This window comes from Planktothrix paucivesiculata PCC 9631 (genome assembly GCF_900009265.2).
Classification (GTDB): domain Bacteria; phylum Cyanobacteriota; class Cyanobacteriia; order Cyanobacteriales; family Microcoleaceae; genus Planktothrix; species Planktothrix paucivesiculata.
In genome coordinates this window covers 148,202-162,588 of sequence record NZ_LR735001.1, presented here as the reverse complement: position 1 = coordinate 162,588, position 14,387 = coordinate 148,202, and the positions used below count along the sequence as shown (strand labels likewise).

Below are 14,387 nucleotides of genomic sequence, written 5' to 3'. Positions count from 1 at the left end.
GGCAGGGGAGGCAGGGGGAGCAGGGGAGGCAGGGGGGAGCAGGGGGAGTAAACTCTTTCTATAACCCATAACCCATAACCCATAACCTATTACCTATTACCTATTACCTATTACCCATTACCTATTTACCCATTACCCATTACCCATTACCCATTACCCATTTTTAGTGGTGATGAATTTGGGTAATCACATCAGAATTGACGCCCATTTCGTTGGCATAAGGCGCTAAGAATTCGCCCTCGCTGAGTTCTGCGGGATTAAGCGCGACGGCTTTTTGCAGGTCAGGGTTACTCGCCACTAGATTTTCTGCTACCCAGGCTTGATAATCCTCTGGAGTCTCCACCACCATTTGCGATCGCATCGCCCCATGATAGCTTCCACACAATTCGGCGCAGACAATCGGATAGGTTCCGAGCAAGCTTGGGGTAAACCGAAGTTCTGTGATCCGACCCGGGATTGTATCTTGCTTTAACCGCAATTGGGGAATCCAGAAGGCATGGATCACATCTTGGGCACTCATATTTAACTGCACTTCCTGACCCACGGGAACATGAAGTTCCCCGGCGTTAATGCCTGTTTCTTTGTAATTAAAAATCCAGGCAAACTGTAACCCGGTAACATCCACATTCACGGCCGCGGCTTTCCCTTCTTGGCTGGGAGATGCCCCAATTCCCAAGGCAATTTGGGTGAGTTCTGGGGGATTTTGACCGTCGATTAAGGGGGCTGCGATCGCTGCTCCATTCATTTTGCCGTGGGCGTGCATGGAATGTTGACCCGATGCCATCGGATCAAGTCCCCCCATATTGTTATAGATTTCAAAACTATAAATACCAATTCCCAAAACGATCACCGCCGGAATCGCTGTCCAGACGATTTCTAGGGGAATATTCCCGTGAATCGGGGCCGCGTCGGTGTTGTCATCGGGGCGACGACGAAATTTAATCGCCGCGACCACCAGCACTCCTTCTACCAGAAGCACTAGGCCGAAGCTAATGGTCATCATAATATCAAATAGACCATCGACTTGTGCCGCTTGTTCGGTGGCAGCCACGGGTAATAAATTGTGGTTTTGACCATACCAGAGAGATACGAGAGTAATCCCGATCCCCACCAGTAGGGTCAAAATTGAACTCGGAATTTTCACGTTGATTCCTCCTTATTGACCATCCCCAACACCGATATCGGATGGGAAGATACTGCTATACACATACGCGCTTGTTTAATCTTAATGGCTGGTTGAGAAACCTGAACATCAGGGTTGATTGTCTATCTAAAATCCCGCTTCTACGGTAAAACAGATCACAAAACTCTGGAACGATCTGGGTTGATATTCACAGATTTTCTTTAGAATTTGGCTGTCGGGTCAACGGTCAACCCCGAGCGCACCCCCCAAATCGAAAAACTTATCTTAAGTCTGTTCATCTGCATACCGCATTTTTGACTTAGATAGGTAGAATTAACCATCATGTTTCAATTAGCATTAGTCAAGTGAAATCGGTAGAACCCATGACCAATACTGTCCTTCATGATGCCAGTTTATCCACCCCCCAGACCCAACAGAACGGCTCTAAGGCCCAGGATAGAATCCGCCGTCTGGTCTGGAAACTGAGTATTGCTACCTTACTCTTGATGGCCGTTGGGAGTGCAACCCGAGTGATGAATGCTGGATTAGCCTGTCCCGACTGGCCCCTGTGTTACGGGCAGTTAGTTCCCACCGCCCAAATGAATCTACAAGTCTTCTTGGAATGGTTTCACCGTTTGGATGCGGCTGGGATCGGACTGGGTGCGATCGCCCTCGTGGGATTATCCTGGTGGGATCGACAGCACTTACCTAAATGGTTACCTTGGGCTGCCCTATTTGCCCTGGCTTTAATTCTGTTTCAAGGGGTTTTAGGAGGACTGACGGTGACCCAACTCCTGCGGTTTGATATTGTTACCGCCCATTTGGGAACCGCTTTACTATTTTTCACCACTCTGCTAATTATCGGTTGTTTGCTGTTACCCTATCAAGGCGCGGGAACCGTGGGCAAGCTACCGGGAATCAGTCTTACCGCAGCAATTTTAGTCTATTTACAAAGCATTTTAGGGGCCTTAGTGGGTTCTCAATGGGCTTTACATCAATGTTTGGGAACTTCCCAACTCTGTACGGTGATGAATAGTCATATTTTCGGAGTCGTTCCCCCCACCCTGGCCACCCTCACCCTGATGATCGGGGTTTGGCGAACTTCTGCCTTACATCCTAAACTGAGAACTTTGGGAAATATCGCCGGATTTTGTTTAGTGGCTCAAATTCTTTTGGGGGTCGCCACCTATAAAATGCGGTTACAGGTGGAACCCCTGACGGTTGCTCATCAAGCGATGGGTGCTACACTTCTGGGAACTTTAGTTTGTTTTAGTATTCTCGCCCTACGCGATCGTCAGTTATCAGTGTAGAGACGAGCCATGGCCCGTCTTTCTACTTTCCACCAGTCATCAGTTTTTAGTTTTTAGTGAACAATTTAGGTCATAATTCATGCAAGAAGTGATTCAAACCCAGGTCTCCCGACACCACGAGAATATTTTACAAGTGCTTCAAAGTTATTATCAACTGACCAAGCCTAGAATTATTCTGTTGTTATTAATTACTACCTCCGCCGGAATGTGGTTAGCATCAAAAGGAGAAGTTGATCCCCTATTGTTATTAGTAACATTAACTGGGGGTGCTTTAGCGTCGGGTTCTGCTAATACGATTAACTGTTTGTATGACCGAGATATTGATTACATTATGGAGCGGACTCGTTGGCGGCCGATTCCTTCGGGTCGAGTTAAACCCATGGATGCCCTAATTTTTGCGATCGCTCTTGCTATTACTTCTTTTACCTTACTAACGGTTTTTGCTAACTTATTAACGGCCTGTCTCGCCCTATCGGGAATTGTTTTTTATGTCCTGATCTATACCCATTGGTTAAAACGTCATAGCGTCCAAAATATCGTGATTGGTGGCGCCGCTGGAGCGATTCCTCCTTTAGTGGGATGGGCGGCAGTTACCGGGGATTTAAGTTGGTCAGCTTGGCTATTATTTACAATCATTTTCCTCTGGACACCGCCTCATTTTTGGGCTTTAGCCATGATGATCCGAGATGAATATCAGGAAGTTGGGGTTCCGATGTTACCTGTAATTGAAGGGGATGAAGTTACAGCCAAACAAATCTGGATTTATAGCTTAATTATGGTTCCCTCAACCCTATTGTTAGTTTATCCTTTGCATACCAGTGGTTTTGTTTATGCCGCGATCGCTTTAATTTTAGGGGGGATTTTCCTACAGAAAGCTTGGGAATTATTACAATCTCCCTCAGAAAGAGATGTAGCGCGATCGCTGTTTAAATATTCCATTTTTTATTTAATGCTATTGTGTTTGGCAATGGTTGTAGATAGTTTACCCGTTACGAATGACATGGTGATGGCATTGAGTCAATCTTTGCCCCTGGGATTGCTATAAACTCAACATTTTTAGAGTGGGTGACACCAGAAAGACAACTTAAATTCTGATGTCATCCACCCAACCCAACACGGCTTAGAAAAAGTATTGATAAAACGGGCAACTATTCTAAATTAAAAATTCTAAAATAGAATCTATCTTTTGATATAAAAAAACAATAAATATGAAGATTTTATCTATACTTCAGAATTATTTAAAGACAATCAGATTTTAAAAAAATTTGCTATTATCAAAGGCAAGTATTGGGATATTTGCTGTGCAAAAATTTTTATTCAGGATGTTGATTGGACTTGTATTTGCCCTATTTGGATTAATCAGTTATTGCACCAATGTTGAAAAAAATCCGATCACCGGGGAAGTCCAGCGTGTGAGTCTGTCTCCTAGTCAAGAAATTGTTTTAGGACTCAAATCCCGGGGACAACTAGCGCAACAGTATGGAGGTTTAGATCCCAATTCCAGATTACAAAATTATATTGATGAAGTAGGATTGCGGGTTGTAAAGAAATCAGCCGCAGCCCAATCTTCCTATCCCTTTGATTTTCACCTGTTGCGTGATCCTAAAACCGTTAATGCCTTTGCATTACCCGGGGGACAAATATTTGTGACCATGGCTTTATTTAATCGTCTCAAGTCCGAAGCTCAACTAGCGGGGGTTTTAGGACATGAAATCGGTCATGTGATTGGCCGCCATGGTTCAGAACATTTGGCTAGACAACGGTTAGGATCGGCTTTAGTTAATGCGGTGGGAATTACAGCCAGTGATGACCCCCGGAATGCTCAACAAGCAGCGATTTTAGCTCAAGCGGCGAATCAATTAGTGAATCTTAAGTATGGTCGTGCAGATGAATTAGAAAGCGATCGCTTGGGGTTTGAATTCATGACCAAAGCAGGTTACAGTCCCAAGGGTTTAGTAGAACTCATGCAGATTTTAGGGTCTGCTAATTCGGGGGGAGCTCCACCAGAATTTCTCAGTACCCATCCTAATCCGGGCAACAGGGTAGAACTCCTACAGGCTATAATTACTGAAACTTATCCGCAGGGGATTCCGGCGAATTTGGAAGAAGGACAAGAGCGCTTTGCCCAAGCGGTTCTCACTAACAACTCAGAAAATTAACCCCATGAACTATTGGATTTTATATTGGATTGTGATTGCTTTGATGATGGTGGGGATTATTGGGATTGTTGTTCCTTTATTACCCGGAACCAGTTTAATTTTAGGTGCGATTTTAGTTTGGGGAATTGCCACAAAATTCACGGGAATTGTGACGCCGATGATTGTGGTAATCTCGATTTTAATTGTGAGTATGGTGATTGTCTATTTAGCGACAATTTTGGGATTACAACAGTTTGGGGCGAGTAAGTGGGCGCAGTTTGGAGCCATTATTGGATTGGTCGTCGGAGTATTTGGACTTTTACCCGCTTTACCCTTTGGAGGGCCGTTATTAGGGGTTTTAATTGGGCCGATTTTGGGGGCTTTTATTGGGGAATTACTTTATCAAAGGGATGTTAAATTAACGGAACGAATCAAGCCAGCTTTCAAGGCTAGTATTGGGGTTTTTATCGGTTCAGTTTTAGGCAATGTGATTGAATTGGTCTTAGGAATTGTTGCCGTTGGTATTTTTATTATTAAGACTTGGCCGTTGGTTTCCACATTACAACCTTAAATAGTAGGTAATGGGGAGTGGGTAATTACGAATTACGAATTACGAATTACGAATGGGTAATATAAATAGTTTACTCCCGTTGCTCCCCGATGCTTCCGGTGTTCCCTTTTGCTCAATAATTTTGAACACAACTTAAATATCTTGATAAGTACCTAAACAAAATTAATTACAAATCCTCTACCCTGTTCCCTGTTCCCTCTCCCAACTAGGTAATTTATTTTGTGCAACTACTTAATAAAATTGAACCCATGATCCATAATTTTATTCCACCTGAACGTTTTTTTCCCTATTTAACCTGGAAAGAAATTGAATCAATGCCCGATAAAAATAATGTAGTTATTTTACAACCGATGGGCTCCATTGAACAACATGGCCCCCATTTACCCTTAATAGTTGATGCAGCGATCGCAACGGCCATCACCGGTCATTCTTTAGCCCAAATTAATGATAATATTCCAGCCTATGCTTTGCCCACAATTTATTATGGAAAATCTAACGAACATTGGCATTTTCCCGGCACAATAACCTTAAATTCCCAAACCTTAACGGCGGTATTAATGGAATTAGGAGAAAGTCTTTATCGGGCTGGGTTTAGAAAATTAGCCTTTATTAATGGTCATGGCGGACAACCGCAAATTTTAGAACTGGTAGCGCGAGACTTACATCAAAAATATCAGGATTTTTCCGTATTTCCCCTATTTGTTTGGCGAGTTCCTAACGTTGCTGCGGAACTCTTAACCGCAAAAGAATTAGAACTAGGAATTCACGCCGGAGATGCGGAAACCAGTTTAATGTTGTCCCTACTTCCAGAACAGGTAAAAATGGAACAAGCGGTTTGTGAATATCCCCATTATTTACCCGAAAATAGTTTATTAAGTATGGAGGGAAACTTACCCTTTGCTTGGGTGACAAAAGATTTAACCCAAAGTGGTGTTTTAGGGGATGCAACGGTGGCAACTAAAGAAAAAGGCGATCAAATTTTAGCCTCTTTAGTTAATAGTTGGGTGCAAGTAATTGAGGATTTATATAAATTTCAACAACCCCAAAGATTTAAGGATTAATCAAAAATTCTGGGCAAAAAATAATTTTTAGGCTGACGATCACCCGAATGTCATAACTTATGGCAGAATGTTTTTAACTAAGATAGCTAGGGGCGTGAACGCCTCACTACATCAATACTAAAATTATGATGAATTCATCCTTACAACGAGCCTTCAACCAAGGTAACGCCCTAAAAGTGATTAGTGGTTTAACCAACTTCAACGTTGGGCGGGTCGCTTCCGTGGTCAAAGCCGCAACCCAAGGAGGCGCAACCTTTGTGGATATTGCCGCCGACCCCAACTTAGTGCAGATTGTCCGCGAATTAACCCATCTCCCCATCTGTGTTTCTGCGGTAGAACCGGAAAAATTTGTGACCTGCGTAGAAGCGGGTGTAGACCTGATTGAAATTGGTAACTTTGATGCCTTCTATACTCAAGGACGGCGTTTTGAAGCGGCGGAAGTCCTGCAACTGACCCACGAAACCCGCGCCCTGCTGCCCCATATTACCCTATCGGTCACGGTTCCCCATATCCTCGAACTCGACCAACAGGTTGAACTCGCCCTGGAACTGGTCAAAGCGGGTGCAGATATCATCCAAACCGAAGGCGGAACCAGTTCTTCCCCAGTTCATGGCGGAACATTGGGACTAATTGAAAAAGCAGCCCCCACCTTAGCCGCCGCCTCGGAAATTTCTCGCGCCGTGTCCGTCCCCGTGTTATGCGCTTCAGGTATTTCTAATATTACCGCTCCCATGGCAATTGCCGCCGGAGCCGCAGGCGTTGGCGTGGGTTCGGCTATTAACCGCCTTGATAACGAAGTGGCGATGATGGCGGTAGTTCGGAGCTTAGTGGAAGCCTTAGCCACGGTTAAATCTAACCGAGTTTACGCTTAATATTTTTTGAATCAATTGTAGAGACGTAAAAGTTTCCGTCTCTACAAAATTTAGAAATAAGAACTATGAATAAGTTAGAAACCAGACTAAATAATCTTCGATAAGGCTATAGTTTGGGGAGTTTTCATCCGATACTTCTAATTCTGCTAAAGGAAGGGTAAATTTTCGATTGTCGCTGGCTCGTTTAACATCCACCATAATTCCATCCATTTCATCAAATTTAGGCTGGAAATTTTCTAATATAAAAATATCGGTGTAGGAAGGATTTGTTTTTTTAAGTTCTTCATATTCCTTGATTTTTCCGGGCCCATAAAGATATTCTTCTTCCCAGAAAAACTCCTCCGAGCCACTTAAATAACAAGGTAATTCCAGATTTTCTTTCAAATACTTAAAATATTTATTTAAAGTTTTTGGATTTACCTTGATTCTATTGTTTCCTAAAATTTTCTTGACTCTTTCTTCAAATTCTTCAACATCAAACTCCTCATCCTCATCCTCATCATCATCTCCCACATCAAAGAAATTTTGATTAATTAATCCTAAGGATTCCATTTGTTCGATCATACTTTTTAGAATCATCCTGGGGTCGGAGGAGTCCAGCCTATTTCTTTGTTTATTCACTAAACCCGATACAATGGTTTCATCAATTTGAATCGGTTTCAAATCATCTCCGGGGGGCTGGATTTTTTTTTTGTTTTTGTTTTGATATAGTTTAGGCATTCTGTTACACCAAGCACAGTAGTTATTCGTCTCAACCCTAGTTGATTTTAATTAATCTTTTTTAAGGTTTATAATTGTAGAGACGTCAAAATTTACGCTTCTAGCCATTTCAACCTTAAGATTTTTCCATGGGGAAGGGAGTAGAATTTAGTATATCGTGCTACAGGTATTTTTAACATTCTTCAGGAGAGAAAATCATGGTACAAACACAACCGCCTTCCATACCCGTTATTTATCAAGGACAATTTGGCAATTATACAATTAATGATAGCGATCGCCAAAGTGTGATTATTTACCGCACGGGCTTAATTATAGCAGCCCTGTGCTTCACCCTCGCCGCCGGATTAGTGTTGTTCCAAATCAATAACCCCGGGGTTCTACCCGCATTAACTCCCCTCTACTTCTGTTTTTGGTTGGGTTTAGGGGTGAGTTTATTCACCATTCATATTTATCTGATTCAGTTACACCAACTTCTGCAACTGTTTTGGTTAATTGGTGGAATTGCTTCGGTAGTTTTTGCTCTGGTCGATCCTGAACCCTTAGCATTAACTATTTATCACAACCCCTATAGCTTATTTGGAGTGGGATTTACCTTTGTGGCGTTAACCGGAATTTATTTTAAAGAAGCCTTCTGTTTTAATCGCATGGAAACCAAACTCCTAACTCCTTTAGTTCCGATTTTGTTATTAGGATTTATGGCTGATTTTTGGTCAGTTGATGCTCAGAAAATTTTCCTGGCATTTTGGGCGATTCAATTTATTATTTTTGCAGGTCGGAAAATATTCCAAGGAATTCCCGGAGATATTGGAGATAAAAGCGTTTTTGATTATTTGAAGAATCAACAGTTAGCTTAATACAAAAACCTGGTTTCTTGAAGAAACCGGGTTTTTAATTTAATATAGCTAATCTAATTCCGCATAATCAGGTAATTTTTCTTCCAATATTTTACCGTTTCTAATTACAATCCGATCGCTCTGACACCGGGATAAAATTTCACTTAAATACCTTCCTTGAAAAATAATAAAATCCGCCGGAAGTCCTACGCCAAGGCGTCCGGTATCGGGTAAACCCATAAAATCCGCCGGGATGGTTGTGACAGTCGATAACCAATCTTGGAAAGGTCTATCTAAATGGCAAATTCTCACCGCCATTTTAAAGACTTCTAACCCATCATGGTCGCCAAAACCATAAAACGGATCACGACAATTATCACTAGCAAAAGCCACGGAAATCCCCGCTTGTTTCAATTCATGAACTAAGGTTGTTCCTCGCCAACGGGGGGTTTTTGGATGTTGAGATTGATCATATTGACGATCTTGTAAATAGAGATTACACATCGGTAAACTCACAATTCCAATGTTGGCAGCTTTAACTAATTCTAGGGTTTTTTGAACAATATCCTCCGGTTGTACGGCTAAACTACAACAATGTCCGCAAATAATTTTCCCCTGAAATTGATATTTTAACGCGGCTTCGGCAATTTTAGATAAACAAATTGATTCGGCTTCTCCATTTTCATCGACATGGAAATCTAGGTTCAAACTGCGGTCTTTAGCAATAGCAAAAATTCGCTCAATTTGTTGATCTAAATCAGGATTAATATAAGCAACGCTACCCAAAATTCCCCCTGAATCTACTACTTTATTAACTAATTTTTCACCTTCCGCCGTTAAATAATAGTCTAAGGTAGCTAAGGAAACACCTTGCAAAATTAAGCGATCTTGCCATTCCTTTTTTAATGTGTTAAAAACATCCCAGTTTATATCTATCAATCTTCCTGCCGAATCTAAATGGGTTCTAATCGCTTTGGTTCCATGGACATAACTACACTTTAAGCCAAATTCCATTCGTCGGTAAATATCTTCGGTAGTCCAGGTTTCTTCATCTTTAAAAGTGGCAGTTAAAGCGTCTTCAAAGGTTCCTTTAATATTCGGCGATCGCTCCCAAATATGACCCTTATCTAAATGAGTATGAACATCTACAAAACAGGGCCAAATTTGTTTCCCCTGTAAATCCACCGTGGGGATATTTTCTAACTCAATAGATTCGGCAATAGCAATCTGATTAATGATTCCCGAGGTGATTTTAATATCAACTAAAGCCATACCATCCGTATTAGCTGAAGCTGCGATCGCCCCATCAACATCGGTCAGTACACAAACCGGAACGCGAACATTTTTCAGCCAGTAACAAGAAGTATTTGGAATCATAATTAATTTTAGTAGTTAAAACATCTTTGTCTATGGACTAGGGAACAGGGAACAGGGAACAGGGAACAGGGAATAGTTTGCTGGATTTAGAAGCGTCCTAACTGTAAGGCTATGGCCAAATGAAGCCTGACCATCGGCCCAAACCTAAAAACAATCTAAAAATTTCAGGTTATGTAAAAAATGTATGACAACAATGCAAAATCTTCATGAAACTTTAAGTTTTGTAACATTAGCTACGATTGCATCGGGTATAGGGGTCTAACTTATTCACATTGCTTAACCTTTGGGTTGAGGTCGAGAGCCTCTAAGTTCAAACAAAAGAGATTAATACTCTGATTTTAGATTTGAGTCTCCCGTGATACGGTTTGTGTCCCACAGACCTGTTAATGTTTGGCCAAATTTGATCCAAATTCGAGACATAGCAACACTGAGGAATCCGCTATGACCAGCACAGTCCCGCAAAAAACAGCCACAAACAAATTTGAGAAACTCAAGGCCGAAAAAGATGGTTTAGCGGTTAAAGATGAACTAGAAACCTTCGCCCAATTGGGTTGGGAAGCCATGGACGAAACCGACCGAGACCATCGCCTAAAATGGCTCGGGGTGTTTTTCCGTCCCGTGACTCCAGGTAAATTCATGATGCGGTTGCGTTTACCAAATGGGGTGATCACCAGTGAGCAGATGTGGGTTTTGGGGGAAATCGTGCAACGCTATGGTGATGACGGTAGTGCTGATATTACCACAAGACAGAACCTTCAGTTAAGAGGAATTCGGATTGAGGATCTCAGCGATATTTTTCGGCGGTTTGAAACCGTTGGACTCACAAGTATTCAGTCGGGAATGGATAACGTCCGTAATATCACAGGTTCACCGGTTGCGGGGTTAGATGCCGATGAACTCTATGATACCCGGGAGTTAGTGCAACAGGTTCAAGACCTAATTACCAATAAAGGAAAAGGAAATCCAGAGTTTAGTAATTTACCCCGAAAATTCAACATTGCCATTGGCGGATGTCGGGATAATTCTATTCACGCCGAAATCAATGATATTGCCTTTATTCCGGCATTTAAACAGGAAACTTTTGGCTTCAATGTGTTAGTTGGAGGATTCTTTTCTGCAACCCGTTGTGAAGCCGCCATTCCCCTGAATGTTTGGGCAAAACCCGAGCAAGTTGTCGATATTTGTCGAGGGATTTTAGAAGTCTTTCGAGACCATGGGCCTAGGGGAGTTCGCCAAAAAACTCGGTTAATGTGGTTAATCGATGAATGGGGCATTGAGAAGTTTCGTTCTGAAGTCGAAAAACAAATCGGTTATGCTTTAGAATCTGAAGCGGAAAAAGACGAAATTCTTTGGGAAAAACGGGATCATTTGGGAATTTATCAACAGAAACAACCCGGATTAAACTATGTGGGATTAAATATTCCCGTTGGCCGGTTATCTGCTAACGATATGTTAGAATTATCCCGCATTGCTGAAGTTTATGGGAGTGGAGAAATTCGCTTAACCGTTGAACAAAATGTGATTATTCCCAATATTTCCGATAGTCGGTTAGAAGCCTTTTTAACCGAACCGATTTTGGAAAAATTCTCCGTTAATCCCTCTGCCTTAAGTCGAGGATTAGTTTCCTGTACGGGCGCACAATTTTGTAACTTTGCTTTGGTAGAAACTAAAAATCAGGCTGTCGAATTAGTTAAGGAATTAGAAGCGGAATTAACCGTCGAAAAAACCGTCAGAATTCATTGGACAGGCTGCCCCAACTCCTGCGGACAACCCCAAGTAGCCGACATTGGATTAATGGGAACCAAAGCCCGCAAAGACGGCAAAACCGTTGAAGGGGTGAACCTCTATATGGGCGGAAAAGTCGGTAAAGATGCCCAACTGGGTGAATGTGTCCAAAAATCCATTCCCTGCGAGGATCTCAAGCCCGTTTTGCGACAAATTTTAGTCGAACAATTTGGTGCTCGAGTCAAAGAATAATTAATCTCAAAATCCACATCAACACCCTACTAATACAGAATCAAAACACAGAATATGAGTAAACTTTCACGACGGAAATTCCTGTTCACGGCTGGTGCAACGGCGGCTGGAACTCTAATCATCCATGGTTGTGCTGCTAATAACAATCCTTCCACAACCACGACAACAACCTCTACTCCAGCCCCGGCGGTGAATATTAATCCGGCTGATGCTCCAGAAATACCAACAGCAACATTAGGATTTATTGCTTTAACCGACTCAGCCCCCCTAATTATTGCCTTAGAAAAGGGCCTGTTTGCTAAGTATGGAATGTCTGACGTTAAGGTAGTTAAACAAGCCTCTTGGCCTGTTACTAGAGATAACCTAGAATTAGGGTCAGGTGGAGGGGGTATTGATGGGGCCCATATCCTATCCCCTATGCCGTATTTAATGACATTAGGAACGATTACAAAACAACCCGTTCCGATGTATCTTTTAGCCCGATTAAATACCAATGGTCAGGCGATTTCTTTAAGTAAAGACTATCTGGATGCTAAAATTACTGTTAATGATAGTGCTAAGTTCAGAGATATTTTATTAGCTGCCAAAAATGCCGGAAAGGAAGTCAAGGCTGCGATTACATTCCCTGGAGGAACTCACGATTTATGGGTGCGGTATTGGTTAGCTGCCGGGGGTACTGTTCCTGATACTGATATTTCAATTATTCCGGTGCCACCCGCCCAAATGGTAGCGAATATGAAAGTCGGAAATATGGAAGGGTTCTGTGTCGGTGAACCTTGGAATGCCCAATTAGTCAATCAAAAAGCCGGATATACCGCATTAATTACCGGGGAATTATGGAAAGATCACCCCGAAAAAGCCTTTACCATGCGAGCAGATTGGGTGGATAAAAACCCCAAAGCCGCTAAAGCTTTAACCATGGCCGTATTAGAAGCGCAACAATGGTGTGATAAACCGGAAAATATCGAGGAAATGTGTCAAATTGTTTCCCAAGATAAATGGTTTAAAGTGCCTTTTAAAGATATTATTGAGCGCTCCAGGGGAAATATTGATTTTGGGGATGGTCGGGTGATTACGGCTAGTCCCTTGGCTATGAAATTCTGGCGGGATAATGCGTCTTATCCCTATAAGAGCCATGATAGTTGGTTCTTAACCGAAGATATTCGCTGGGGATATTTACCAGCCGATTTAGATATTAAAGCCACCGTTGATAAGGTCAACCGCGAAGATTTATGGCGAGAAGCAGCGAAGTCTTTAAATGTTCCCGCAGCCGAAATTCCAGCCACACCCTCTCGCGGGATTGAAACCTTCTTTGATGGCGTACAATTCAACCCCGATGATCCTAAAGCCTATCTCAATAGTTTAGCGATCAAAAAAGTTTAATTCCCTCCTAATTACTGTCTGGTGGGGTTATTCAAGGTCTAATATCCCATCATGAAATTTTTGCTACACATTCCCCCGGTAGAGACGTTGCAGGCAATGTCTCTACCGGGGAGCTTAAAGAGAAAAAACTAACTAATTTGTAATCATCATGACTACTAGCGCCAAAGCTAATTCTGATAGTAATAATCCTCTAAATTCTGTTTTCAATTGGTTTAATAATAATCGGAATAAAGTGATCCGTCCTTTGATTGGAGTCTTTATTTTTCTAGCGATTTGGCAACTATTATGTTCAGGAGAAAATCCTAATTTACCCTCTCCGATTACAACCGTTAAAGAATCTTGGGAATTAATTGTTAACCCATTTTTTGATAATGGCGGTACTGATAAAGGGTTGGGTTGGCAAGTCATTGCCAGTTTACAACGGGTGGCGATTGGCTTTAGCTTATCGGTCATTGTAGGAATTTCCCTAGGGATTTTAGTGGGGAGTAATTCCTTTATGTATGATGCCTTAGATCCCCTCTTTCAAATTCTTAGAACAATTCCGCCGCTGGCTTGGTTGCCCATTGCCCTAGCTGCTTTACAACAATCTAATCCGGCGGCTATTTTCGTCATCTTTATTACAGCAGTTTGGCCGATTATTATCAATACCACCGTCGGGGTACAACAAATTCCTCAAGACTATAAAAACGTGGCTAGAGTGTTACGTTTACCCAAACATAAATACTTCTTTAAAGTGTTATTTCCCTCCGCAGTTCCCTATATTTTTACCGGATTAAGAATTGGGATCGGTCTATCTTGGTTAGCGATTATTGCGGCGGAAATGTTAGTGGGTGGAGTTGGGATCGGATTCTTTATTTGGGATGCCTATAATAGTTCTCGAATGAGTGCGATTATCGTGGCTTTAATTTATGTCGGAGTCGTCGGTTTGATCCTAGATAGAACCATTGGTTTTATTGCTTCTAAAGTGGTTCCCGCCGAGCAAAAATAAACCAGAAATGATTGCCGTTTACCTTTACTCTCTC

Annotated in this window: 13 protein-coding genes; 10 read left to right on the top strand and 3 right to left on the bottom strand. The window is 42.1% G+C overall.

All coding sequences use genetic code 11. The annotated features are described in order from the left end of the window. Positions 1-163: 163 nt before the first annotated feature. On the bottom strand, positions 164-1,144 hold the full coding sequence (locus PL9631_RS05065; protein ID WP_083617679.1) for a cytochrome c oxidase subunit II: 981 nt from the start codon (positions 1,142-1,144) through the stop codon (positions 164-166). Between the two features lie 362 nt (positions 1,145-1,506). Here PL9631_RS05065 and PL9631_RS05060 point away from each other — a divergent pair, with 362 nt between their 5' ends. The 6 genes from PL9631_RS05060 (at position 1,507) to PL9631_RS05035 (ending at position 7,075) form a co-directional block, all read left to right on the top strand. Further along, positions 1,507-2,433 carry a COX15/CtaA family protein gene (locus PL9631_RS05060; protein ID WP_083617677.1) on the top strand — a complete coding sequence of 309 codons (927 nt, stop codon included), beginning with the start codon at positions 1,507-1,509 and terminating at the stop codon, positions 2,431-2,433. A gap of 79 nt (positions 2,434-2,512) precedes the next feature. Next, positions 2,513-3,478 (top strand): heme o synthase, encoded by a 966-nt coding sequence (locus tag PL9631_RS05055; RefSeq protein ID WP_083617675.1) that lies wholly within the window; start codon positions 2,513-2,515, stop codon positions 3,476-3,478. Positions 3,479-3,734: 256 nt separating this feature from the next. Continuing rightward, the gene (locus tag PL9631_RS05050; protein ID WP_083617673.1) at positions 3,735-4,592 is read left to right on the top strand and encodes a M48 family metalloprotease; all 858 of its coding nucleotides are present in this window, start codon (positions 3,735-3,737) and stop codon (positions 4,590-4,592) included. A 4-nt stretch (positions 4,593-4,596) separates the two neighbouring features. Then, a complete protein-coding gene (locus PL9631_RS05045) occupies positions 4,597-5,142 on the top strand; it encodes a DUF456 domain-containing protein (RefSeq protein WP_083617671.1) in 546 nt (181 codons plus the stop codon). Positions 5,143-5,393: 251 nt separating this feature from the next. Further along, positions 5,394-6,203: a creatininase family protein gene (locus tag PL9631_RS05040; protein ID WP_197046272.1), complete on the top strand. Its 810-nt coding sequence runs from the start codon at positions 5,394-5,396 to the stop codon at positions 6,201-6,203. Positions 6,204-6,328: 125 nt separating this feature from the next. After that, a complete protein-coding gene (locus tag PL9631_RS05035; protein ID WP_197046268.1) occupies positions 6,329-7,075 on the top strand; it encodes a DUF561 domain-containing protein in 747 nt (248 codons plus the stop codon). Between the two features lie 63 nt (positions 7,076-7,138). On the opposite strand, the gene PL9631_RS05030 is transcribed toward PL9631_RS05035, so the two are convergent. Further along, positions 7,139-7,795 (bottom strand): calcium-binding protein, encoded by a 657-nt coding sequence (locus PL9631_RS05030; RefSeq protein WP_083617667.1) that lies wholly within the window; start codon positions 7,793-7,795, stop codon positions 7,139-7,141. 197 nt (positions 7,796-7,992) lie between these two features. Between PL9631_RS05030 and PL9631_RS05025 the strand changes: the two genes are divergently transcribed. Continuing rightward, entirely contained in the window at positions 7,993-8,649 is a 657-nt protein-coding gene (locus tag PL9631_RS05025; protein ID WP_083617665.1) for a DUF2301 domain-containing membrane protein, read from the top strand. Positions 8,650-8,697: 48 nt separating this feature from the next. Here PL9631_RS05025 and PL9631_RS05020 read toward each other — a convergent pair whose 3' ends face one another. Continuing rightward, positions 8,698-10,005 carry a cytosine deaminase gene (locus tag PL9631_RS05020; protein ID WP_083617663.1) on the bottom strand — a complete coding sequence of 436 codons (1,308 nt, stop codon included), beginning with the start codon at positions 10,003-10,005 and terminating at the stop codon, positions 8,698-8,700. A 441-nt stretch (positions 10,006-10,446) separates the two neighbouring features. Between PL9631_RS05020 and PL9631_RS05015 the strand changes: the two genes are divergently transcribed. The 3 genes from PL9631_RS05015 to ntrB all read left to right on the top strand — a co-directional run bounded on the left by PL9631_RS05015 (position 10,447) and on the right by ntrB (position 14,353). Next, positions 10,447-11,982, top strand: coding sequence for a ferredoxin--nitrite reductase (locus tag PL9631_RS05015; protein WP_083617661.1), 1,536 nt, complete (start codon positions 10,447-10,449; stop codon positions 11,980-11,982). 54 nt (positions 11,983-12,036) lie between these two features. Then, positions 12,037-13,365, top strand: a complete 1,329-nt coding sequence (locus PL9631_RS05010; protein ID WP_083617659.1) for a CmpA/NrtA family ABC transporter substrate-binding protein — start codon at positions 12,037-12,039, stop codon at positions 13,363-13,365. A 148-nt stretch (positions 13,366-13,513) separates the two neighbouring features. After that, positions 13,514-14,353, top strand: a complete 840-nt coding sequence (ntrB, locus tag PL9631_RS05005) for a nitrate ABC transporter permease (RefSeq protein WP_083617657.1) — start codon at positions 13,514-13,516, stop codon at positions 14,351-14,353. Positions 14,354-14,387: the final 34 nt, after the last annotated feature.